The sequence below is a fragment of the Vibrio sinensis genome (genome assembly GCF_003605645.1).
Taxonomy (GTDB): domain Bacteria; phylum Pseudomonadota; class Gammaproteobacteria; order Enterobacterales; family Vibrionaceae; genus Vibrio; species Vibrio sinensis.
Genome location: NZ_QVMU01000024.1, coordinates 17,985 through 39,662, shown reverse-complemented (window position 1 = coordinate 39,662; position 21,678 = coordinate 17,985). Strand labels below are relative to the sequence as shown.

Here is a 21,678-nt window from a genome sequence, read left to right as displayed (position 1 = left end):
AATAGCTATTGAATAGGGTTACAAGAACCCAATACAGGAGGTTACTGGAGTAATCGGCTATACACAGACTGTGTAACTGCCCAATTTGAGCGTTTTTAAAGCGTTTTTCTGGGAGGGAAATCACTTGGCATTTTCTGACGACTGAAACCAAAAATGCCAAGTATAAAAGGAGGGGTTAAAGTGAGTATTGAGACCTTATAGCCCTAAGCCGTTACTGAACTGAATAGCTGCTGGAGCAATTTTTTCAGCTGACTCTAATGTAGCTGTCATAATCGCTTCTACAACCGTAGGGCTGTTGTATAGACCAACACCACCGCCGATACCCATTGCGAATGCCATGATACTTTGACGAGCGATACCACCAACGATACCTACCAAAATCATTGAACCAGCAATGATGCGACCCAGTGTACCTTGAGTCCAGTCGGTGATGGTGGTCCAAATGTCATCGAACTCTGTACCACCAGTACCAGCGTGAGCTTGGTTCGCAAACATAAGTCCAACGATCATTACTAAACCGACGTGGAAAAGAAGATTGGCTTTATTGTTAGCCTTATTTGTGATTTCCATGATTGTTTTCCTGATTTTCAATCTTAAAAAAGGCAGTTGAGATATTCAACTGCCCGTTATATCAAGTACTTACAAAGTACTGTTAGGTATGAAATCACATACCTAATCCGTTGCTTAGTTGAATTGCAACTGGGGCAACTTTGTCAGCAGTTTCAAGAGTTGCTGTCATGATAGATTCAACAACGGTAGGGCTGTTGTACAAGCCGACACCGCCGCCGATACCCATCGCAAATGCCATCAAGCTTTGACGAGCGATGCCACCAACGATGCCTACCAAGATCATTGCACCTGCGATGATTCGGCCAAGCGTACCTTGAGTCCAGTCAGTAATGGTGGTCCAGATATCATCAAATTCTGTACCGCCTGTACCAGCGTGGGCTTGATTGGCAAACATAAAACTGATCACCAGAGCCAACGCCACCCAGAACAAAAGGTTGACTTTATTGTTTGATGTGGATGTGACGTTCATTTTGCTAAGTTCTCCTATTTAGTTTCTGAATTAGCTTTGGGTTTTATCGTTTGCAAGGGTTTGAGCATAGGTACATCTTGTTGAGTCCCTTCCCCAATTACCCACTTGCGCGGTTCTATTTCGGTGTAAACGTACCCAGTCACAATCAAGTCACCATTGGTATCCTCCCAAGGGGCTACCCATATGCGCATGACCTGTGCTGGAGTACGAATAGGCACCGGACGATTCGGGAGGCGCGGTGTGACGTAATTGTCTATCACTGAATCTCCCGTCGATGATGAGTTGGCTATCTCTCCTGGAACAGAAACAGGCTCTTCTCCAGGCTTTACTGAGCGTGGGATATTGCCATCGTTTGTCGCCGCATAGACATCTCGCGCTGACATACACTGAACACCATCAGGAATACCTGAACAGCTATACTCATCACTGCCGATTGAGGTACAGCCTGATAGCAATAAAGCGCTGCCCAAAATCATCGACACTGTAGATTTTATGGGCTTAACCATTGGAAAGCCCCCTGTGAAACTGCCCTTTCTGGTCAGCTTTTGTGTTTTTTTCGTCATTATTTTGTCCCCTGCGATTTAAGTTTTAGTTGCTGCCCCTTGGTGATAATTACGTCAATTTGACGACCTGCATCGACCTCTATTACAGGGAACATTCCCTCAGCCATATCAAGATAAAACTGAGCAACCTTCTCCATCGCACTTGATGCGCCTTTTGATATACCACTCTGCATAGTGTTTTCATTGAACACGTGTTGATATACAGGTGTGTCTGTTGGATTAGTGTTGATAACTGGAACTGGGTTTGTATCAAGCGCTTGAGCAAAGCCACTCAAGAAACCAGCCGTCAAAGATTTGGCTATCATTGCACCTTGTTTAGATACTAAGCGGCCACGTACACCAGCTTTACCATCTTCACCCACTGCATATCCGTCCAAGCGAGACTCAATTACGCCGCCGTCTTCACGAACACAGGAAATAACCTCGCCTCGTAGATATGCCCTTTCTGAGCTCAGATCGCCGTAACCGGATACAATCAAGAAACACTCACGAACATCGGCTCTGAATCGGTTAGGTAAAATAGCTTCCTTCTGGAGTCGAATTGTTGCTGGGAAAGGGTCTTTTCTTGCTCCCTTTGCGGTAGGAGCATCCATACCAGTGATCGTTACACCAGTAAGAATTGAACCCGCAGGTAAGTAGATAGAGTTGTCTTGGTCCTCCTGCTCTTCCGCCGCTTTCTCTTCTGCTTCGTTGTATTCTGTGTAGTTAACAATTCGAATGCCCGGTTGAGCGGTAGGTTTACCTGATCTATCCGATTCCTTACCCGTTGGTTTGCTGTGAGAGTTAGCTGGTAGTGGAGCTTTCTTAAAGAACTCATTAGGGTCCTTGTAATCAAGCTTTTCGGTAGAGGTGTATCCACCAGCTTGTTGAGCGCCCTGTTCCTCTGTCAAACCAGTTTCAGCGCCACCAGCTGTAGGCTTCCCTGAACGTTTTTCAGCGTCTTTCTGAGCTTTTTCTAAATCTCGCGCTAAGTTTCTATTTTCTTGAGAAAGCTCCTTAACATCGCGTTTCAGCTGTTCGAGTTCCTTACCTATATCAACTGATGCACCAGCCTTCGACTTAGTGTTCTCCAGTTCACGTTTTACTTTGTCCAGTTCACGTCGCAGTTGTTCTTGTTCAGCTTTCGTTGTTTTAAGATTGCCAACCAATGCATCCATACCCGCTTCACGAGTGCCCTTGTCAGTTAATACGTGACGGATGGTTTCTTTACGACTTTTATTGCTGGAGTCACTTGTACCTTCATCAGAAAAAAGACTCACAGCCACAAACAGAACGAAAACACCACCTGCAACAGCAACCCAACGCTTTTTGTTTGGATCGAGCTCGTTCCACCAATTCATATTAATCATCGTTTACATTCCTCCGCTCAACAGTGAAGGACGACGAGTAGCCGATTCGGTTTTCTCGCGCTGTTTTACTGCCACGTACACTTCGGTTTTCTGACCTGGCTCAAGAACCTTATGCGGCCATGAAGTCACACCAGCAACACTCCAGTTTCCGCAAGATTGCTCTTTGAACTCAATAGGTTCACTTGTGACGTTTCGAGCAATACCTACAAATACAGTCAAATGATGCCCCATCATCATTTGTCCATTTGCAAAATTGACTGAAATACCAGGCTGCGCACACTGAGGTAATTGAACATTGCTTGGAGTTCGATTCATGGAGTAGCCATTAGGGATTTCACCAAGAGCCAGTTTTCTGAATACTGTTCGAAGTGTTTCGATATATGGCTGACTTTGCTCCCAGCTTTTAGCTTTGTTGTTTGCAAACATGCCAGGTATTAAGCTGTTATTGTCGAGCTTCAAAAACACTTCACGAGGTGGGATTCTTTGAGGAACCATTGTTAAACTCAGCGCACGAGCTTCTGAGCCCTTTTCTGTAATGAACATGGTTACTGGGTATTCTTTTGCCGTAGCCACATAGATAACATTCTCTTTGATGCATATTTCCCCACATTCACCTTTATTTTGCCCCGGCTGTAAGGATGTTGACGTCACTTCCGGCTTACCAAATGGAGTAACGATTCGGTTGGGATGACCGATAGCAATAGGGATGATCTGATTAACCCCAGGCTCCATAACCAGTTGTGAGTTTTCAGTGTAACCACCAGCCAAATTCGAGCTATTGGCCTGAGTAGTTGTAGCTCTTTGTTTTGCTACTGAATCAGGGATTACGGGGGCTGGAACGTTGTTCTTCATAACACTGACAGGAACAACTGGTATTTCATCATCTGATGCATTCACTGCACTTGAAACACCAAGCGCAATTGAAAGCGCCAAAACAATCGAATTAACCTTCATTACGCTTTCTCCGGCTCTCTTCTTTACGTTCTAATTTGTCTAAAACACTCTTCGTTCGAGGGCGACCTTCATACGTGGTCATATAATCAAGGACAGGCATATAGTTCGAAACGCGGAGCTCAAACTCGTATGTTCTGTCTGTACGTTGCTCTTTTGCGTCAAAAGCAGCCCCCTTAACAAAGGAGTGCCCATACACAAAAACCTTGTCAGTCGTTTCTTCGTATTCGACGAAACGAGGTTCGAATCGCATAGTGATTCGGTCTGCTTGAATCTCTTGCGCTTGGATTTCAAGTGCATCAATAAACTCTTGATAAATAGTCGGTGCTAGAATTGGCTCCATACGTTCTTTGATGAAGTTAACGTTGCCGGGAGTTACGTTACCCATCAGCGTTCCAAGAGCCCATCCCCACGCCTCTTTGTATGATTGAGAGGCATTTTTTTGTGATACCCAAGCTTCTTCATTCAAAGTCCAAGGCTGAACGGTCACAATGGTCTCTTTGCTAAACAACTTCACAGCTAGCAGCAAGACGGTGAAGATCAGACCGAGGACGAAGACTCGCCCCCATTTATTTTCAGCCTGAGTGCCCTCCCAGGTTTTTAAATACACCTTTAAATTCAAGGGAAATACCTCCGGATAAATGGGTTTTTCAAAGATTTTGCTTTTGTTGCGATGAATCCCCCCCAATACAGCATGTGAAGCATGTAGCCATCAGGGTGGTTATCACGAAATCGACGATATAAATTGGTCACGGCCAAGCCGATTAAGAAAAAAATCAAGGCTTTGCCCATCATCACTCCGATGACAAGGCCAAGAAGCATAGGAGCCAGCTCATCTGCACTCCAGAGCAGCATGTGCGGCGGTTCGTCTATACGACGTGGGATTTTGACGGGCTTCATTCCATATCTCTTCCAATTTCCAATGTCGCCAATTCTGGAAGATTTTTTCAACAAACACGCCACGGGCTAACGCCCTTTTTGGGCAACTTGGGCGAAAAGTGGTCTTATAAAGAGAGAAACGGCATAAAGCCGTTTTTAGAGCGGGTAATGTGAAAGGTTAAAACAAGCGAACAAGATCGCCATACTGAATACCAAAAAAGAAACCTACGGCAAAGATTAACTGCCAAAGGATAATTTGCCCTACGCCCCATGATGCTCCAGAGCGTTCAGAGCTATTTGCTGTATGTGTATGAGAAGACATATAACCTCCAACTGATTGCTATTTAATTTTTCTTTATTCTCACCTGATCTCGTGCTCATTTCACAGCGCTGTATTTGTCCATTTGGGAAGCATTAAGACTTTCACATGTGAAAGTGAGTGACACAAAAAAGCGGCCAACAAATGGCCGCCTTTGCAATGTAATGTGACTTATCCGTTTTGCGCTTGCTTCTTCTGCTCTTGATATGCTGCTTTCATCGCGCTTTGGGTCTTTTCTACCCACTTCATTCCATCGTTACAGTCCACGTTGTCAGCGGCAGACTGAAAGCTAAGAGGTTTTCCATCTGGGTTCATGTTCCCCATAGCCAGAAGAAATGCATAGAGAGGATGTGTTTTCGTTACATTCTGAATATTTTCTATGGTTATCGGTTGATCGCACTTCTCTTCTAGTGTCTGAACCATAAACTCCGAAACTTCGGCGCAACTTTCACACATCAGTTCGAAGGTCTCAAAGAAAGTTTCCACTTCCTCCGTATAGGGTTTATCTGTCTTCGCCACTGCTGGACCTGCAAGCATGAATGCGGCAATGATTGTTAGAGCAGTCTTTTTCATATTGAATATCCTTTGGTTAAACTCGTTTTTGTAAATTGCCGAATGCAAGTCCCAACAACACACAACAGAGCATCATCACAGCGGGGATTACAATTGGATTTAGAGCTATGGGAGCAAAAAAGGTAATAAACAGCCCCATGCTTAGGAAGAACGTTCCTCGAATGCTATATCGGTGGACAACAGGGCTCGCATAGTCAAAGTTGGTTCGTTTGATCTTCCAACTCATCAAACCGTCATAAACCGCCGGGATGAACAAGATGAGCAGATACGGTGCCCAGGAGGACAAAAGTGCTAACCGCGTGTAGAACTGGTAAATTACATTGGTAAAGGCTTCAATTCGCCCCTCCACCCAAACGAACCATGCTTGGCCCATATTCTCCATTCCTTTCGACTTTCTACGTTCCTCTTCTGTTGGAATTAACGTGTGATACATAGCAGCATAAAAGCCAGAATCAAGCACACTAGTTTTGTACCAGTCCCCAGCTGTATCACTAATCCACTGTCTAGCTTCATAGCCTAAGTTCTGCTCCACCAGCTCTGATTCACGCTGAATTGTTTTATCTGTCCAATCACCAGGTACTAGCAAAAGAATCACCAAGACTTCAATGACTAGCAACCAAGCGACCAGCCACAACGGCTTCTTCATAATTGGTTCTCCTTAATACTGTTTTTACACTTTCGCTAGCGACTAACTGATACAAAGCCTTGCGAAGTTTGCATTCATTCTGATGTTGATGTGGAACAATGAATAATTCACCTTTATGGTCTGCAAGCCAGTGAGAAAAAGGCTCACCTTTCTCCACAGACCACTTGTTACCTAGTGAATCTTCAATCTCAATTTCTAGCGCTTTAGCTGTTTCAGTGATGATGGTTTCCAAGAAAACCCCTAGTCTTACCGGGTCCTCGTACTTACGTTTGTTCGCATGGAACACTACACCGCTATATTTATCTAATGCCTCTTCCAAAATCGGATAAATCACTGGCTCCTTATCCGATTTGATCCCATCAGTGATGAGACAACATAGTTGCTCAATCACATCATTGGTTGCAGGCCAATCAAAAAACAGCAGTGCCAGTGTGTGTGCATTTTTTCGATCACGCTTTCGGATCACGCTTAGTACTTTCTTGTGCGGATTCACATCAACCACTCTAGTAACCTCATAATTTTTATACTTATTCGCACTCATATTTCGCCATTAAGATGTCAAGATAGGTAGCCGTCCCTTGACTATCTTCCCCCCAGAGATTTTGGCTATGTACTCAAGGTTGGGCAGCATCCCCAGGAGTTGCGTAGAGAACAATTCAGCTTCTTCTTCCATAAGCCGTTCCCCTTGGTTGCCCCCATGCATAATCGGCTGCTCACCGTCCGTATTTTGGCCCTGCGTTCTCATGACGTAGTTCAAACGTGTTTTCGGTAAGTTGTCTGTAATGAACTTTTGTGTTTCAGGATCAATTACACGCAATGAGAATGTGTTGTTAATGTTTCCCAGAACCTGAAGTGCTTTATCTTTACTCCCCATCCGAGCGGCAAAGTCAGCGAATGTTTGTGTTGCAACAAATAGTCGAAGTTTCGCGCCACGACCTTTGTTGAGAAGCTGAATGAATGGGTCATTGATCACCTCTGCGGCTTCGTCCACAAAGATATTGACGGGCTTATTGTTGACACCAAAGTTGTATCTATCACCAGCAACAGCTGTTAAGTCAGATAAGAAAAGAGAGCCGATTGCAGAACCAACCATACTGTCGGTCAAACTATCCAGACCAATGTATGCAACCATGCCATTGTTTATTATTTTGGCTGAGTCACTTATTGGCCTGGTATCATCGACATCGCTTGAATCGGGAGACAGCATCTTTCCTAAATCACCCGAGGTAAGCATGTTCATGATAGGAAGCAGTGAAGCAACCATTTTCCCGAAGTGTGCCGAGTCATGTTGGAACATCGACAATAAGCCTTCCAAATCTGAGTGAGGAAACTCTGGTTGAATAACATCTTGGTAGAACTTCATCATGGCAAAAGCTTGCTTTTCTCTATTGCCATTTTTCACTTTTTCCAAATATGGTGCTGCTTTTGATTCCCAGTCTTCCATAACTCGTGCTGAATAAGCCTGTACGGCTTTGATAACCAGACCTGCGGCACCACCTTCCAAAAATCGTTTCAACAGAACAATGCTAGGACGTTCATAAGTCAGTACAAGACCTTGAGCGATATTGTTCAGTGCTTGCCAACCAAATGATTTGAATGGATCTGCACCTGCCTCCGAAGGTATCAACGCGGCCAAACGGCTCGCAATCTCCGTCACACGGCTAAAGTTACGTAGAGGGTCCAATCGCACGGATTCATCTGGGAACGCAGGGTGAAAGGAAACAAATCGCTCTGGATGGCCCATAGCTTCGCAAGCTCTCCTTGCATTGTCCCTCATTTCTTTATCACCCTTAGGGTCGATAATGATCACTGCTTCATTGCGCAAGACAGCTTGCGTGATCATAATGTCGAACATACGAGTCTTGCCTGAACCTGTTGTACCTACAATAAGCGTGTGGCCTTCTGTATGCTTCAACGGTTGCATCAACTTCTCTTCTTTTGGTTCAACACCGTGAATCCATGTTTGCCCCATTGGATCTTCTTTCTTTTTGCCTTTAAGGACGCGAACCGTCTTCTTGATTAAAGGCTCTTGAGCAGTAAAGGTGTGCCAGTCACGTTTGATGATTTCAAATACACGCTGAGCATGACGCTTTTCCCATACAAAACCATGACCAAGCCACATATCATCTTCTGAGCCAGCCATCATTTTTTCTAGCTCTTTTAAAGAGATAAATTCCAGTTCACGACCAAATAGATGCTTCTGGAGACGATGTAACATCATGGCTTTTGGGATTCGGGACATTGCCATAACACCACAAATACCAGTCATCCAATAAAACGGTTCCGGAGGCATTGACTCTGCCATTTGATTAACCGTCAAGGCCACACCGCTGGCAGCTGCCCACCCTAGCGCTGCACGACCTTCAAAATTTGGCCTCCACGGCATTTCATACCCAAGTGGGTCATAATCCATGCTCATCTATCTTTACTCCACCTCTAACCTTAAATTCCCCTGGCGAATAGTCATTCTTGGGCGTCGTTGCCCACTAGCGAGTAATGCTCTCAGCATAGATTTGCTAAGATTCGTACACTCACCAGTTACTTTCTCCAGAGCCTTATCGCTTGTTACCAAACACCCATCCTCCTTAATGACCGGACCGACTAACCATCGTCCTTTTTGGTTTTTTATCATTTCTTTCAGAAGCCTAATGGCCTCCTCTGCATCAATGTCAGACTGAGGAGGTAAAAAGTCCTCATCACTAATTTCTTTCGCCTTCTGAGGCTTTTTAGGTTCCTCGTCTTCTAGATCTATTTGCCCGACCACTTTTGTCATTGGCAGTTCTAAATCAGAATCGAAATCCAGACTCACTGGCCGCGTTTCTTTTGGTGGTTTATTTACCGTTGTCTTTGGTTTTTGGCGCTTAGGTAAACGTGACACATTTTGCTTTTCCTCATTAGAAGCACTGTTTTCACTCTCATTTTTGTGCTGTTCGGTTTGAGTTTTAGCTGCTGTGCCCTTCTTACCTTGTGCCGTTTGTTGTGCGATTCTTTTATTCTCAGATGAGCGGCCACCTGTTTGCTCTCCGGGCAGTAATGCTGAAATATCCATTGCAGGTTTAGGCTTTTTCGGCGTAGATTGGTTGGTTTTCTGGCTCTTAACTTTCTTTTCTGAGTGTGCCTTTTCAGCTTTCTTGCCAGATTGGCGTTTATCATTTAGCGCACTAACTTCACGAATTGGGTCAAAGTCTTTCTCAGCTTGTTCTATCGCAGCTTTGATAACATCTGAGATATCAGAAGAAAGTAACAACCCTTTAATGCCACTAAAATCATGAACCTTCCGGTTTGGATGAACTGGGTCAGGCACGATAGCGCCAGCGTCAAATAACGTGTTCAAGACTTCGGCTGGAGCCCCAAGCGCTCGGGCACCTTCTGGATAAAGGATCACTGCTTTTTTCTTCATAAAGCAAAGCACTTCACCTAATGTTTTGTGTCCATCCAGCACAGGAATAATGGCTTCTTTTAAAATACTTTCTGCCGCGCCGTATCCACTTAGAACATTCTCCAAATGACCACGCACATCAACATCACTCGATTTATCCTGCTGGCTGAAAGAATATGTCTCTGCATCTTGGAAATGTTCTGTTGGAACAAACTCTTCACGCTCTTCCATCTCATGGGAGTAGTCATAGGCATCCAAAGGGACAGCATCTATTGGTGCAAACATATCCTCTGGCGGCATTGGTGGGGCATCAAATATTGCGCTCGGTTCAGGGCCAAAAAACTCATTCGGTGACAAGGATGCTGCCGTGTTTGCGGATGCTTTAGGCTGACGCTTCTTGCCCGAGCGAATGTTGTCTATGCCGGGTAAAGATGTGTCTTCTTCGCTTTGTTCTGTTGGAACATTTGGCGTTTCAGCTTTGTCTTTTTGTGTTGTATCAGGCTCGGTATTGAGCCCAAATGCATCGAATGGAAAATCGCAAACTCCTAATGCCCCACCAGCATCTTTCAGCCCTTTCAATGGATCGTCTAATGCTAATGGTGCTGCGGTTTGAGCGATTTCTTGTGCTGATGGTTCTTTTGGGGCATCAGCTTTATCGTCATTCTTGCTTGTTTTGGTATCGGTGGAAGTGCCACCTTTCGGTTCCGATGATTGAGAGTCCGTTGAGGGCGGTGCTGCCATAAAATCTGGAATTTCGAATCCATCATCAAGAGAACCAATAGGCTCTGGTGTAGCGGTGAGCGAATCAGAGTTCTCATCTCCATCTTCCGGTGCATCGTCATCAAGCTCACTGGCATCAAGTTCCTGTTCGTCCTCATCGCCAATAACTTCACCCGCGATGGCCGCAGGCGGTTCAGTGGTAAAAACCAACTCCGACGATTCAAGACGCAGCATCTGCATTTTGATTTTCCCTGTGACTTCTTCCCCTTCTTGAGGTAATTCAGGGATAACTTCCCAATAACGATAGAAAACATCTTTGCCATGCTCTGGTAATACGTTTTTCAGAGCAAAACCACGCTCAATTAAAATATCAGCCAAGGTATCTGGATCACGAGGAATGCCAGGAATTTTATCTTCCGTTAACAAGTCATAAATATCACTGGCTCCCTGCTTCCATGTAATGAACACACCCTGATGTAAATGCCACACCTTCGCGCCAGGCTCATTGACTTTCCATTTGCCCGTTTTAACCAATCGACGTAAAGCATCAAATACATAACGCTCAACAGGAACACCGTAAGCAAACTCATCGACATCTAGGCGATTCTGTTTGAGGTCACGAGAAACACTTTCACCATCAGCTTTAAGCATTAACTTTGTTACCGGGTCATTGATTCTAAGACCTGATATTGCCTGTAGCATGGATTCAACAATGTCTTTACCGGGATCAGCTAGAAACTCCAAAGCCTCTGGAGTCAAAATTCGTTCGACGGTCAGCAGCGAAAATTGCTCGTGCCGTTTGTGTTCTCTATCTCTCCAACGAAGAAAATAACGACTCACATTATGGCGCTTAGCCCAGTCAACCAGAGTTTCTGAATATGGGTTCCACGTTTTACTACCATCGCTGTTTGTGATCACAACATCAGACAATGGCTTACCAACGTCATGCAATAACCCTGAGAAACAACATGCCAAACGCCATCGCGGCTCATTGTTTCTTCGTTCACGAGGGGAGCCTGAAATTGAGAAAATAACTGACTCAGATGCCTGTGTCGCCCAAAAGGCAACCTCCAGCCCATGACGAAACAATCCACCAGCTCCCCGATGATGATGAGCTTCGGATGCTGGTAATAAATGAACAAACGCCGCGTAACGGCCAATTACAGGCATGACTAAACGGTCGTACTCTTCTTGAGTAAAACCTAAAGTGCTCCTGATTTTTTGAATAAGTTCGTTCTGTGTCTGCAACACTTTATCGACTGGGGCCATTGGTAGCCCTTTGGCAAACGGCGGGTATCGAGGTATCTCTTCGTCAGCTAAATCCCTAACCTGGGAAGCTACTACCTCTACTTTTTTCTCACCGCGCCCACCAAATAATTTTTTAAAGGCACTACTTATCATCTGGTTCTTATTTACCTGCGCTTTTTCCGTGCGTATATGCTCGCAGACCCTTTTGTCTTCTCATATCTCCCCTCCTGTCCATTTTGGGCAGTTTGAGGCGTCAGAGATGATTGAGTGACCAGATAAAATACACAGCATCATTATTTGGTATCAGGAGAGTTGTATGGAAAGAACATTGCCCGATGCTGCCTATTTGGCACTTGATGCTTTAAAGCGCCAAGCACAGGCAGTAACCGCTAACAACATGCAGGGAGACAAAGAGGCTTTGCATCAGGCTCAGTCTGACATGTCTCTTGTTAATAACTGGACAACAGTCATTACTCGTAAGCTTTTAAGCAACAGTGATGGCCGGACAATCGACACCATTGATGAACAATGGTTGGAGCAACAATTCAATGGGTAAGCAGATGATTAAAAAGCAATTAGTAGTACTTGTAGGGTTAGCTATTTTGGCTGGGTGTTCCTCAACCAAAGATATCCCACCAACAAACGCAGAATTGCACCAACGCTACGGCATTCCTCAGCAGCCGACAGATCAATGGATTCAAGAGAACCTTCCTATCTACGAAGCGAAGGCTGACAAACTGCTTGCGTCTGATGATGATGTCGATGCCTATTACTTCCTTTTGAATATTGCTGAAAATCGTGGCAGTGCTGATATCGAAGCACATAAGAAGCAAGATCGTGTAGATCGTGGTCTCAATGTTTCTTATGAAGATTTAGGACTGGGTGGAGCAGCATTTCGCAAACCCGATTACATCCATGTATTAGGTCCAACAAGTAGTCTCGGCGCGAATAATGAAAGCGCATTGATAAAACAGCAGAAGGATAAAAATGGTTCCAACATGGAAGATGCCATTTCCGCATACAAAAAACTTTCTTCTGGTGTGAAAGGCAAAGGGTACTCCTTATACGAACTATCACGCTGGGAGCGTTTCTGTGATAGCGGTAATGGCATGGATGAACGCGATTGGCAGTTCATCGAGAAAGAAAAAGGCGAAACAGGCAGTATCCCAAGCGATCTGGTTGGTCAGTGCAATCCGCCACAACACACTTACCAAGATTATCTCACCGCTTGGACGCAATTTTGCACATCACAAAAAATGACGAATGAACAGCGCAAGATCGTTCGCAGTTCTACTCGCCCATTTACAGTGGTAAACCCATGCAAAGCCATAAAGTAACCACCAGCTCATCACATACTCAGTTGACGGAAGAAGAGCTTCTCGTTCTTCAAGCTAAAGCTGAGCTCTTTGATGAGCTGAACATCATGCTGGTTGAGGCCGGACAAAGTGGCACTCCGGAAGAAGCAGCAGTCGTTATCTCTGCCAACCTAGCTTTTATTGCTGGCACAGAGAAATCCCCCTTAATAGCCGATGCCTCCGAAAACTGGAAACAGCTGACCAACCTTTCTACGCAGCAAAACGGTATTCAAGACATCGCGCTCAAACCAAAGGAGTGCGCTTAAATGGATCTGTACATTTGTGAGAAGCCATCCCAAGCAAAAGACCTCGCAGCTGTGATGGGAGTAACTCAGCACGGCGACGGTTTTATTCATGATGGAAGTGGCCGGGCAATAACCTGGGCTCTTGGTCATCTATTAGAACTCTATATGCCCGATGACTATGACGAGAAATATAAAGCATGGTCCCTTGAAACACTGCCTATTTCTCCTGAATCATGGCGTAGCAAGGTGAGGCGTAGCTCTTCCAAGCAATATAAAGTGATCGAGCAGCTGGTGAAAAAAGCCAGCACAGTTTATATCTCGACTGACTATGACAGAGAAGGCGAAGCGATCGCTCGTTCCCTACTCGATAGATTCCGATACCAAGGCCCCGTAAAACGAGTTTGTTTAACTGCTCTTGATGAAAGCAGTATCAGAAAAGCACTTCGAAACATCAAAGATGGCAAGGAGACGATACCCCTTTATTACGCATCCCTATCTCGCCAGCGAGCTGACTGGGTAGTGGGTATGAACATGTCTCGCTGTTATACAGTACTTGCAAGAGAGGTTGGCTTCGGGCAAACGCTCCATATAGGACGAGTAATCACCCCCACGGTCGCCCTTGTGTGCCAGCGAGACAGTGAAATAGCCAACTTCAAACCATCACCGTTCTGGACGATGGACGTCGGTGTATCTGTTCAAAACGGTCAATTCCTTGCTCACTGGGTGCCGCCAGAAGAGTGCTCTGACGATCAAGGGCGATGTACAAACAAAGCCTATGCAGAGCAAGTAGCCGCTCAAGTAAAAGGAGCGCAAGCACTTATAAGTAAGGCTGAAACAAAAGCTGGCAAGGAATCAGCCCCTCTTCCATTTGATTTGACTAGTTTACAGCAATACGCGGCCAAACGTTGGGGGTACAGTGCGCAAGAAACACTTGATGCAGCACAAGCTTTGTACGAAAAGCACAAAGCAACCACCTACCCCCGTACAGATTGCAGATACCTGCCAGAATCACAGAAAGAGGATATCCCCGATATTCTTCAAGCTCTGATTCTTTCGGATCAGCGTGTTTCAGGGCTGGTGGCTGGAGCAGACCAATCGAGATCATCAAGAGCGTTCAATGACAAAAAAATCACCGCTCACCATGCCATCATTCCAACTCCGGCCAAAACCAACATAAGTGCCATGAGCGAAAAAGAGTTCAATCTGTACGATGCAATTCGTCGTTTCTACATCGCCCAGTTCTACAGTCCTTTTGAATTCAACAAAACTACAATTGATGTTCAATGCGGCAATCATTCGTTCACGGCCAACGGCAAAACACATTTACGTCAAGGTTGGAAAGTACTATTCAACAATGATGCAGAATCATCCCCTCAAGATGAAGGCGATGATCTTGATGGACCAAAAGAGCAAGAGAAATTACCGAAAGTTAGCCAGGGTGAACCAGCCTTGATCAATGATTCGGTAATCACTGACAAAATGACTCGGCCATCACCTCATTTCACCGAAGCCACACTACTAAGCGCGATGGAAAACATTGCTCGCTTTGTCACAGAAGAAAAGTTTAAGCAAGTCCTAAAAGACACCGCTGGCCTCGGCACCCCAGCTACCCGTGCAGGCATTATTCAGGGTGCGGTCGATAAAGGGTACTTGCAGAGAAAGAAAAAGCTCCTTATCGCCACGGATAAAGCTCACGCACTTATTGCTGTCGTACCAGCAGCGATCAAAAGCCCAGGCATGACGGCGGCTTGGGAACAGGAACTGGAGAAGATAGCGACAGGGAACGGAAACATGTCCGTCTTTATGCAGCAAATCTCAGGTTGGATTGTTCAAATGATCCAACAACTCAAGCAGAATGCTCCAACCCTAACTCAACCAGAAGGCATCTTAGCTAAGGCTTTCAAAAATGCGGAAGGTCCTACTCATGATTGTTTCAATTGTGGTGGTAAGTTGAAGCGACTAAAAGGGAAAAATGGCTTTTTTTGGGGGTGTCAGAACGAGACATGTAAAAAGACTTTTCCTGACAATCGTGGGAAACCAGAAAAGCGTATTGCTGCTGAGGATTGTCCTGATTGTCCTGACTGTGGCAAGCCAATGCGCCTACGTAAAGGCAAGGCTCCAGGTAAAAAGCGAGCTAGCTCTTTTTGGGGTTGTACTGGGTATCCTGATTGTAAATCGACGATGCCATACTCTCGGAAGAAAAAATCTCTGGAAGAGTTATTTGACTAACGTCTCGGGGCTTAGGCCCCGGTATATAACTGATAATCAAATAGGCTCACTGACACTAGAACATCCATTAAACAGAGTGATATTTAGCATTTTAAATTTTTAAGGGTCCATTATGTATCATAACCGAGAACACGCCAAAGCTGCTTTCAAACACCACACCCTGTATCTTAATCTAGGCTGGATGGATAATGATAGGCAAAGAGTGATTAATAGCCTTTATTTATATAGCTTAGCTAAATTCAAACAGGAAAAGTGTAGAGAAATAACCACTCCAACGACAGATTTCATGAATAGCGTAGATAGATACAAAAAACCAAGAATCGACAACAATTTCCCTGTGAACGCACTATCAAATAAGAGTTCTTTAGGGGTCGCTGTAGCACTGCCATTGTACAAACAATGTAAAGTAAAACGAGTAGAAAAGTTATTTTTAGGAATATTAAATAAATCTACAAGGTGTTACCTAGATCTATATGAATTCGAAATTAAGAAGCTCCTAAAGACTGAATGTAAAAAATTACACTCATTAGGCTATGATAATTTTGAAGTTCGAAGCCTAATATATAACACGCATTTTTTACCCAAAAGAGTAGTGAATTCAATTGTTAGACATAGTGGAAAAACTAAATACAGCGTTAACGTCCCTAAGTTTATACTATATAGGGATTTTATAGACTCCCCCTCCATTAGTTATGTCTTAGAAAATAATGCTGTAAGTGATTTCTTCTATCATAGTTCCGTTTTCAGTAGAGGAATGCCGACTAAAAAAAATAAAACAACACTTTCTAATCAGCTCGATATATCTCGCCTTCAAGGGGCTTTGTTGCGTAATTAAATTTAGAGATAGAGCAACCCCGTTTCGCGTATTTCTTAGTCAATACGACAAGTTTCAGGCATACCTAACCTAGTAAGCTTGTTCAACGCTTTTATCATCGCGTAAGATTCACCCACCTGGGCATTGTAATTCCTTAAGCTCAGTTTCCCTCCTAGCAACTGTTTAACTCGATACATCGCTGTTTCTGAGAGTGAACGTTTGTGGTATCCATACCGCTCTTTCCAATACTTATTTTAGCCGTATAACTTCTGGCAACCCACGGCGAGATTTCGAGGATGACCACGCTCCCAGAAGGCTGCCCCTTCTCGTGGGGGAACAAGCGCAATGGCTCCCTTAATCTTAATAGCAGTGTGACACGCTCTTGTGTCATAAGCGCCATCACCAGACACCTCAAGGATACTTCGGCGTGTTTGTTTCAGTAAGTTCGGGAGTACTTCGCCATCTGTAACCGTTGATAAACTTAGTTCGGCGGCAATGATCTCATGAGTGTTTGTGTCGACGGCAATATGAAGCTTTCGCCAGACTCTCCGCTTGCCATCCGTCCCGTGTTTTTTGACTTTCCATTCACCTTCGCCATAAACCTTAAGGCCAGTTGCATCAATGGCTAGGTGTTGTATCGCTCCTCTCGTTTTAGTCTTAAATGAGACCTCTACTTGTTTGGCTCTACGACTGATGCAGGTGTAATGCGGACAACTTAGCGGTACATGGGTTAACCTAAATATCGAGTCGATAAATCCTTGCAGCGCTCTCAGCGGCATAGAAAAAACTCGTTTCACCATGAGTGCTGTCGTAATAGCTAAATCACTGAACCGACGTGGCCTCCCGCGCTTATTCTGTTTGCTTTGCGCCCAACCGCTTATCGCCTCTTCATCAATCCAAAAGGTCAGAGAGCCACGGTTAATGAGTGATTGATTGTATTGCTTCCAGTTGGTTGTTTTATAACGAGGTTTAGGCATAGGGCTACGAGAGGAAGTGAATGTAGCTAATCAGATCGTAGGTTCTGGATTTAGTTCCGCTGAATTACGCAACAAAGCCTACCAAAAAACCTAAAAACTCAATCAAGATACCTGTTTCTGGAGGTTACTCCTATTCACCTGACTTTGCTTATGTAGTTAAAACTGACTCGGGTGATTACCTAAACTTCATCATTGAGACGAAAAATGTTGATGGAAAAGATAATCTTCGCAAAGAAGAAGAACGAAAAATTGAACACGCTAAAGAGCTGTTCAACCAAATTAGTAAAGATATAAAAGTTGAGTTTAAAACCCAATATGCTGGTGATAAGATCATTGAACTAGTAAAACAATCTTTTGCTGTTTAGATTTTGTAATTTCAAGGGGGGCTAAACAGCCTCCCTAGTTTTTATATATATTAGACATTAGAAAAAATATTTTTTTTAACAACAAGCTTTTCAAAGTACTTATTTTCAAATCCCTGCAAAATCCAACATACTAACCCCACTAGGTATTATTATTGGTCATTCTGTTCTAAGTTGTCAGCGATTTCACGAAGCACCTTAGCCCAGCCTTTTTGAGATTCATTTTTGAAAGGCACGTTTTCAAAACATTGTTTGAGCGAAAAAACTGCTGGTGGGATCTCTGGTGATAAGCACACATTAACTGTACCTGCATGCAACCAAATCATCAATCAACAACAATTGACGGTTTAATAGGCCACGTTAGCCCTTTTGGATCTACTTCCTGGTGCATGATTTTTCCTCTTAGTTGTTTAACTGTTCTGGCACAGCTTCAACAGCAATACTTAATAACGTTCTCTTTAGCTCCCAGAGAGATTGTACGGGCCATGATGCCCAATCTAATGGGTTGCATTCAATTTCTTCACTAAACGTAATTAGACCCGTTCTGGCTCTATTTGGAATGCTGACCTGCGTCGATTTGTACTTTTCAGCAGTCATTCTAGCTGTTTGCCCGTAATAGTAGTAATCAAGTGCAATTTGGGCATTAGCGTTATTCTCAAGGAACTGTTCTAACCTTTCCTGCTGTTCTAACATAACCATTGCACACCCAATAAACAGTTCCTTGTTATCTAACACATCCTGTCTATTGAACTTTGGCTGTCTCGCAGAGGACTCATGCACCTTCCTAGAAACCTTCTTTGCCATTTTTGGTTTAACTTTAGGCTTCTTTTTCTTAGTTGGCCGCAATTGATATCTTGTCATTCCCAGCGAATTTAAACAGTCTTTGCATACTGGCTGAGCTCCGTTCTTCGCAGCGGTGATGTTCCTATAATGAGCTCCGTTACCAGATACAACTTTTCCACAAAGTGATATCTGACGAGATGACTCAATCCGTTTAGACCTTAAAATGCACACCATAATGACTACCTAGACTTTTTCACCGTGCTTGCGCATAAAGCAATATGCAGTTTCTAAATCAGCCTCAGAATGGGTAATTCCTTTATTCATCTGAATGTAAAAACGACATGCCTCAATATCAGAATCAAACTGGTAGATGTTCACGATCAAATTCAACCTTGGGAAAATACCTCCAGATTTTAAGTCTTCCCAATACAGTTCATCAAATACAGCGAATTCACCAGAATGAAACGCCGCAATAGCGGTAAGCCTCTGTAACCCATCTAAGATAAGGGAATCATCCAGCTCTCCCCCCCTGCCTTTCACATCATAAAGCTGTACTTTCGTTTCACATCCACACAAGAGGTTTTCAACGAAACATTGCTGCATGTTTTTCGTCCACTTCTGATTGGAACGCTGAAACTCAGGGGTTAACTTTTCAAGTATCTCATAAGGAGATAAAGCTATCTCCTCTGTTAGCTCTTGCACCAAGCTATTGTAGGCAAGCAAACCACCAACGGGTTTGAATAAGTCTTTAAAGCTAACGTTTACGGAATAATTCGGAGAACGATAAAACGCACTTTGTGTCACTATTTCCTTCAACCGTTCAAGACCTGATTTCATCGTGCGGTCTCCTTCTTTAGTTCTGAAAGTTTGATTTGATAAGCATCATAGAAAAAACACGCCCAGAGATAATTCGCATAGATACGCTTCGCAAAGTTTTTCCCTGGCCTGTCCTTTACGATCTCTTTTGGAAGTGATATTGCGAGACTGTTGTACTCAACCATATCGGAAAGACGACGCTTTACTTCATCGAGGAAAGGTCCAAGCTCAGTAGAGAATGATTTTCTGGAAAGGTCCCACATATATGTCTTAGAAAAATCAAAGTTTTTCAGGTTACGTTTCTGCCACTCAATCACTAATTCATGAAGTTCGGCTTCATATTCCCTTTCACCGGATACCGCTTCGTCTAAATGGTTGGGGCACTGGATTGCTCCAAACCAGACCCCATCTTTTTTGCGCATGGTTTTATTCGGAACATGGCCGCAATGACGGCATCTTGCCATAAACACTTGATCAGGTTTGGGGGTTTGCAAAGAACTCATGTTAACTAAGGGGTAGAATTTCTTTGAGGATACATAGAGCTGATCCCGGAGTTGTTCAAATCGCTCAATTGAATCATGAGAAATATGGCTGTACTTATCTTTCAATTTATCAACGGGTGTAATTCCGATACCACTTTTCGACAGTTGACGACGAACAAAGCCTTCTTCTAGGTTATGCTCAATTTTTGCCACCAGCACCAATAGTTGAAGTTTACGCAACGTCGCGTTGTTGCTTCGGGGCATAAAGCACTGCCATTGCCCCATCTGGACAGCAGTTCCAAACTGATCGTCGTAGACGTCACAGACATCAACGTCATGCCACAGATTTAATCGTTCTTCGCACTTACCCATCGAGTTCAGTGCCTTCCGTCCCATTTGTAATAGAAGCGCTTGGTAGATAGAGTCAATTGCAGAATTCAGCATCTTTTCACTGATTTCGAACACAGGAAATTCTAGTTCTATATTCTCATCCGATTGCAACATACGCTGCTTTTGCATGTAGCCCATAAACATAAATGAAGCTGTCGCTAAAAGACTTGCAGCCTGAATGATCCCATTATGACTGGCTAGATTAACGATTGTTTTGGATGGGTTTAAAGGAAGTCCATCCCAGTACGCTGGTATGGCAAAATCGAGGAACGATGATTTAAGCTTTGTCTCAATAGAAAATGGAGCACAAATCGCACCCTTTACATTACGGTTTGGCTTAATCTTGCGTAACTTCTCACGCATAGCTTTGTAGCTACATTTTACTTCTGGCATTAGTTTTAATGCAGCATGGTTATCAACATGTAGGATATCGTATACCGGGTCCAATAGTTCATGGAGAACTTCGGAAGACTGGTATGGCTCCAATTGATCAGATACATTAACAGCGAAATGGTGGCTAAGGTCGATATCCTTCTCACCACTGTCACTATAAGCCTCTACCTGGACATGATCAGAGATTGTATTAGGAACAGGCATCACTCCTTCATATTCGGCCACACACTCGTTCCAAAGCTTCGCATCAAACTTAATGCCATCACTTAGGATTGATATTTTTTGTTCTTTCTCTTTCTGGGCCGAGATGAACAGAATCTCATTGCGCTTTTGGTTATACAGCTTAGCTATTGCATTGTGCTCTCTACACCATTTGCTGTATTCGCGCTTCAAAAAGGAATGCGCTTCGGCTAGGTTTTTGAACTTTGACCAATATGCCTCTATGTGTGTGGGCTTCCGATCTGTCTTTGTTCGGATGGTGCAACGTGAACGTTTCTGCTTATCCTGATCAATAATCTTGATAGCATTGGGCTCAAAATAACCAACATTCCAATTAGCGGGTAAGACCCCCTGTTTATACATATCCAGGCGAAAGGATAACGCTGAATTAAGCGCGTTATCACTAGATACTCCGGCATTGAAAGACTTTGTTTTTTTACCAATACGTACTTGATATCCAGTAGGCAACTGGAAAACATTTAGGAACTTTTTCATAAAATAACGCTTTATTAAGGTGCCGACGAACACTGTCAGGCACTGGTTTATCAAATTAAACTTATTGCACGGTTCGAGTGGTAGACATCCGTTCATGAAATGCTGCGAGTTGCCAGCCTTCAATCCATGCTGCTTTCGACTCGTGATCATTGTGCGGGTTTTCTGCGTATGGCGTTCCACTTTGATAAGCAAAAGCGCCTTGCTGGAGAACTCGGTGGTAGTCAGCTTCACTCATCGAACTATACACCCTTAGTTCTTTACCCCACACCTCATCACTGTTTGGGTTATATGCCATAACATTGACCTCTCAGCCAGATTACAGAATCATATATTAACCCTGTAAAAAAGTTTTGTCTATCGCTTATACAACGGTCTGTGATCGACTGGCCTCCAATTTTTTCTGGCAGATTTGACTTCGCCTCGAAGAGCCATAAGCTTTTTAAAAAGTGTCT

24 protein-coding genes and 1 pseudogene are annotated in these 21,678 nt (G+C 43.9%); 6 read left to right on the top strand and 19 right to left on the bottom strand.

Going from position 1 to position 21,678, the window contains the following annotated elements; all coding sequences use genetic code 11:
* Nucleotides 1-195: 195 nt before the first annotated feature.
* The 13 genes from traA (DZ860_RS18930) to mobH form a co-directional block, all read right to left on the bottom strand.
* Nucleotides 196-570 carry a TraA family conjugative transfer protein gene (gene traA, locus DZ860_RS18930; RefSeq protein WP_032073022.1) on the bottom strand — a complete coding sequence of 125 codons (375 nt, stop codon included), beginning with the start codon at nt 568-570 and terminating at the stop codon, nt 196-198.
* Nucleotides 571-664: 94 nt separating this feature from the next.
* Nucleotides 665-1,039: a TrbC/VirB2 family protein gene (gene traA, locus DZ860_RS18925; RefSeq protein ID WP_014386714.1), complete on the bottom strand. Its 375-nt coding sequence runs from the start codon at nt 1,037-1,039 to the stop codon at nt 665-667.
* Nucleotides 1,040-1,053: 14 nt separating this feature from the next.
* Nucleotides 1,054-1,602, bottom strand: coding sequence for a type IV conjugative transfer system lipoprotein TraV (traV, locus tag DZ860_RS18920; RefSeq protein ID WP_014386713.1), 549 nt, complete (start codon nt 1,600-1,602; stop codon nt 1,054-1,056).
* Nucleotides 1,602-2,951, bottom strand: a complete 1,350-nt coding sequence (locus DZ860_RS18915; protein WP_014386712.1) for a TraB/VirB10 family protein — start codon at nt 2,949-2,951, stop codon at nt 1,602-1,604. The genes traV and DZ860_RS18915 overlap by 1 nt, the downstream gene beginning before the upstream one ends.
* A gap of 3 nt (nt 2,952-2,954) precedes the next feature.
* Nucleotides 2,955-3,905 (bottom strand): TraK domain-containing protein, encoded by a 951-nt coding sequence (locus tag DZ860_RS18910; protein ID WP_014386711.1) that lies wholly within the window; start codon nt 3,903-3,905, stop codon nt 2,955-2,957.
* Nucleotides 3,895-4,524 carry a TraE/TraK family type IV conjugative transfer system protein gene (locus DZ860_RS18905; protein WP_014386710.1) on the bottom strand — a complete coding sequence of 210 codons (630 nt, stop codon included), beginning with the start codon at nt 4,522-4,524 and terminating at the stop codon, nt 3,895-3,897. Before DZ860_RS18905 ends, DZ860_RS18910 begins: the two co-directional genes overlap by 11 nt.
* Complete coding sequence (gene traL / locus DZ860_RS18900; protein ID WP_014386709.1) at nt 4,521-4,802, bottom strand: type IV conjugative transfer system protein TraL; 282 nt, start codon at nt 4,800-4,802, stop codon at nt 4,521-4,523. Before traL ends, DZ860_RS18905 begins: the two co-directional genes overlap by 4 nt.
* A 157-nt stretch (nt 4,803-4,959) precedes the next feature.
* Nucleotides 4,960-5,103 (bottom strand): hypothetical protein, encoded by a 144-nt coding sequence (locus tag DZ860_RS24485; RefSeq protein WP_153274586.1) that lies wholly within the window; start codon nt 5,101-5,103, stop codon nt 4,960-4,962.
* Nucleotides 5,104-5,271: 168 nt separating this feature from the next.
* Entirely contained in the window at nt 5,272-5,673 is a 402-nt protein-coding gene (locus tag DZ860_RS18895; protein WP_014386708.1) for a hypothetical protein, read from the bottom strand.
* A gap of 16 nt (nt 5,674-5,689) precedes the next feature.
* Entirely contained in the window at nt 5,690-6,319 is a 630-nt protein-coding gene (locus DZ860_RS18890; protein WP_014386707.1) for an IncC plasmid conjugative DNA transfer DtrJ family protein, read from the bottom strand.
* Nucleotides 6,276-6,860: a hypothetical protein gene (locus tag DZ860_RS18885; protein ID WP_014386706.1), complete on the bottom strand. Its 585-nt coding sequence runs from the start codon at nt 6,858-6,860 to the stop codon at nt 6,276-6,278. Before DZ860_RS18885 ends, DZ860_RS18890 begins: the two co-directional genes overlap by 44 nt.
* A gap of 9 nt (nt 6,861-6,869) precedes the next feature.
* Nucleotides 6,870-8,732 (bottom strand): conjugative transfer system coupling protein TraD, encoded by a 1,863-nt coding sequence (traD, locus tag DZ860_RS18880; protein ID WP_046224206.1) that lies wholly within the window; start codon nt 8,730-8,732, stop codon nt 6,870-6,872.
* Nucleotides 8,733-8,744: 12 nt separating this feature from the next.
* Nucleotides 8,745-11,819 carry a MobH family relaxase gene (gene mobH / locus DZ860_RS18875; protein ID WP_014386704.1) on the bottom strand — a complete coding sequence of 1,025 codons (3,075 nt, stop codon included), beginning with the start codon at nt 11,817-11,819 and terminating at the stop codon, nt 8,745-8,747.
* Nucleotides 11,820-11,982: 163 nt separating this feature from the next.
* On the opposite strand from mobH, the gene DZ860_RS18870 reads away from it, so the two are divergent.
* The 5 genes from DZ860_RS18870 (at nt 11,983) to DZ860_RS24480 (ending at nt 16,330) form a co-directional block, all read left to right on the top strand.
* Nucleotides 11,983-12,222 carry a hypothetical protein gene (locus tag DZ860_RS18870; RefSeq protein WP_014386703.1) on the top strand — a complete coding sequence of 80 codons (240 nt, stop codon included), beginning with the start codon at nt 11,983-11,985 and terminating at the stop codon, nt 12,220-12,222.
* Nucleotides 12,215-13,003: an aldo-keto reductase family protein gene (locus DZ860_RS18865; RefSeq protein WP_014386702.1), complete on the top strand. Its 789-nt coding sequence runs from the start codon at nt 12,215-12,217 to the stop codon at nt 13,001-13,003. Before DZ860_RS18870 ends, DZ860_RS18865 begins: the two co-directional genes overlap by 8 nt.
* Nucleotides 12,985-13,287 carry a hypothetical protein gene (locus tag DZ860_RS18860; protein ID WP_014386701.1) on the top strand — a complete coding sequence of 101 codons (303 nt, stop codon included), beginning with the start codon at nt 12,985-12,987 and terminating at the stop codon, nt 13,285-13,287. The genes DZ860_RS18865 and DZ860_RS18860 overlap by 19 nt, the downstream gene beginning before the upstream one ends.
* Nucleotides 13,288-15,495, top strand: coding sequence for a DNA topoisomerase 3 (locus tag DZ860_RS18855; RefSeq protein ID WP_014386700.1), 2,208 nt, complete (start codon nt 13,288-13,290; stop codon nt 15,493-15,495).
* A 112-nt stretch (nt 15,496-15,607) separates the two neighbouring features.
* Complete coding sequence (locus DZ860_RS24480; RefSeq protein ID WP_014386699.1) at nt 15,608-16,330, top strand: hypothetical protein; 723 nt, start codon at nt 15,608-15,610, stop codon at nt 16,328-16,330.
* 35 nt (nt 16,331-16,365) lie between these two features.
* Here the strand turns inward: DZ860_RS24480 and DZ860_RS18845 are convergent.
* Nucleotides 16,366-17,286: pseudogene (locus DZ860_RS18845) on the bottom strand (IS5 family transposase).
* A gap of 44 nt (nt 17,287-17,330) precedes the next feature.
* Here DZ860_RS18845 and DZ860_RS24805 point away from each other — a divergent pair.
* Nucleotides 17,331-17,651 (top strand): restriction endonuclease, encoded by a 321-nt coding sequence (locus tag DZ860_RS24805; protein ID WP_341537397.1) that lies wholly within the window; start codon nt 17,331-17,333, stop codon nt 17,649-17,651.
* A 149-nt stretch (nt 17,652-17,800) separates the two neighbouring features.
* Here DZ860_RS24805 and DZ860_RS18835 read toward each other — a convergent pair whose 3' ends face one another.
* The 5 genes from DZ860_RS18835 to DZ860_RS18815 all read right to left on the bottom strand — a co-directional run bounded on the left by DZ860_RS18835 (nt 17,801) and on the right by DZ860_RS18815 (nt 21,521).
* Nucleotides 17,801-17,974 carry a hypothetical protein gene (locus DZ860_RS18835; RefSeq protein ID WP_014386697.1) on the bottom strand — a complete coding sequence of 58 codons (174 nt, stop codon included), beginning with the start codon at nt 17,972-17,974 and terminating at the stop codon, nt 17,801-17,803.
* A 76-nt stretch (nt 17,975-18,050) separates the two neighbouring features.
* Nucleotides 18,051-18,383, bottom strand: a complete 333-nt coding sequence (locus DZ860_RS24310) for a hypothetical protein (protein ID WP_133305456.1) — start codon at nt 18,381-18,383, stop codon at nt 18,051-18,053.
* Nucleotides 18,384-18,674: 291 nt separating this feature from the next.
* Complete coding sequence (locus DZ860_RS18825) at nt 18,675-19,268, bottom strand: hypothetical protein (protein ID WP_014386695.1); 594 nt, start codon at nt 19,266-19,268, stop codon at nt 18,675-18,677.
* Nucleotides 19,265-21,226, bottom strand: coding sequence for a hypothetical protein (locus DZ860_RS18820; RefSeq protein WP_014386694.1), 1,962 nt, complete (start codon nt 21,224-21,226; stop codon nt 19,265-19,267). Before DZ860_RS18820 ends, DZ860_RS18825 begins: the two co-directional genes overlap by 4 nt.
* Before the next feature lie 61 nt (nt 21,227-21,287).
* On the bottom strand, nt 21,288-21,521 hold the full coding sequence (locus tag DZ860_RS18815; protein WP_014386693.1) for a hypothetical protein: 234 nt from the start codon (nt 21,519-21,521) through the stop codon (nt 21,288-21,290).
* Nucleotides 21,522-21,678 lie beyond the last annotated feature (157 nt).

Bases quoted from the DNA above. Each gene is read 5' to 3' on its own strand.
- traA (WP_032073022.1), bottom strand. From the start codon at position 570: ATGGAAATCACAAATAAGGCTAACAATAAAGCCAATCTTCTTTTCCAC.
- traA (WP_014386714.1), bottom strand. From the start codon at position 1,039: ATGAACGTCACATCCACATCAAACAATAAAGTCAACCTTTTGTTCTGG.
- traV (WP_014386713.1), bottom strand. From the start codon at position 1,602: ATGACGAAAAAAACACAAAAGCTGACCAGAAAGGGCAGTTTCACAGGG.
- DZ860_RS18915 (WP_014386712.1), bottom strand. From the start codon at position 2,951: ATGATTAATATGAATTGGTGGAACGAGCTCGATCCAAACAAAAAGCGT.
- DZ860_RS18910 (WP_014386711.1), bottom strand. From the start codon at position 3,905: ATGAAGGTTAATTCGATTGTTTTGGCGCTTTCAATTGCGCTTGGTGTT.
- traL (WP_014386709.1), bottom strand. From the start codon at position 4,802: ATGAAGCCCGTCAAAATCCCACGTCGTATAGACGAACCGCCGCACATG.
- DZ860_RS24485 (WP_153274586.1), bottom strand. From the start codon at position 5,103: ATGTCTTCTCATACACATACAGCAAATAGCTCTGAACGCTCTGGAGCA.
- DZ860_RS18895 (WP_014386708.1), bottom strand. From the start codon at position 5,673: ATGAAAAAGACTGCTCTAACAATCATTGCCGCATTCATGCTTGCAGGT.
- DZ860_RS18890 (WP_014386707.1), bottom strand. From the start codon at position 6,319: ATGAAGAAGCCGTTGTGGCTGGTCGCTTGGTTGCTAGTCATTGAAGTC.
- DZ860_RS18885 (WP_014386706.1), bottom strand. From the start codon at position 6,860: ATGAGTGCGAATAAGTATAAAAATTATGAGGTTACTAGAGTGGTTGAT.
- traD (WP_046224206.1), bottom strand. From the start codon at position 8,732: ATGGATTATGACCCACTTGGGTATGAAATGCCGTGGAGGCCAAATTTT.
- mobH (WP_014386704.1), bottom strand. From the start codon at position 11,819: ATGATAAGTAGTGCCTTTAAAAAATTATTTGGTGGGCGCGGTGAGAAA.
- DZ860_RS18870 (WP_014386703.1), top strand. From the start codon at position 11,983: ATGGAAAGAACATTGCCCGATGCTGCCTATTTGGCACTTGATGCTTTA.
- DZ860_RS18865 (WP_014386702.1), top strand. From the start codon at position 12,215: ATGGGTAAGCAGATGATTAAAAAGCAATTAGTAGTACTTGTAGGGTTA.
- DZ860_RS18860 (WP_014386701.1), top strand. From the start codon at position 12,985: ATGCAAAGCCATAAAGTAACCACCAGCTCATCACATACTCAGTTGACG.
- DZ860_RS18855 (WP_014386700.1), top strand. From the start codon at position 13,288: ATGGATCTGTACATTTGTGAGAAGCCATCCCAAGCAAAAGACCTCGCA.
- DZ860_RS24480 (WP_014386699.1), top strand. From the start codon at position 15,608: ATGTATCATAACCGAGAACACGCCAAAGCTGCTTTCAAACACCACACC.
- DZ860_RS18835 (WP_014386697.1), bottom strand. From the start codon at position 17,974: ATGATTTGGTTGCATGCAGGTACAGTTAATGTGTGCTTATCACCAGAG.
- DZ860_RS18825 (WP_014386695.1), bottom strand. From the start codon at position 19,268: ATGAAATCAGGTCTTGAACGGTTGAAGGAAATAGTGACACAAAGTGCG.
- DZ860_RS18820 (WP_014386694.1), bottom strand. From the start codon at position 21,226: ATGAAAAAGTTCCTAAATGTTTTCCAGTTGCCTACTGGATATCAAGTA.
- DZ860_RS18815 (WP_014386693.1), bottom strand. From the start codon at position 21,521: ATGGCATATAACCCAAACAGTGATGAGGTGTGGGGTAAAGAACTAAGG.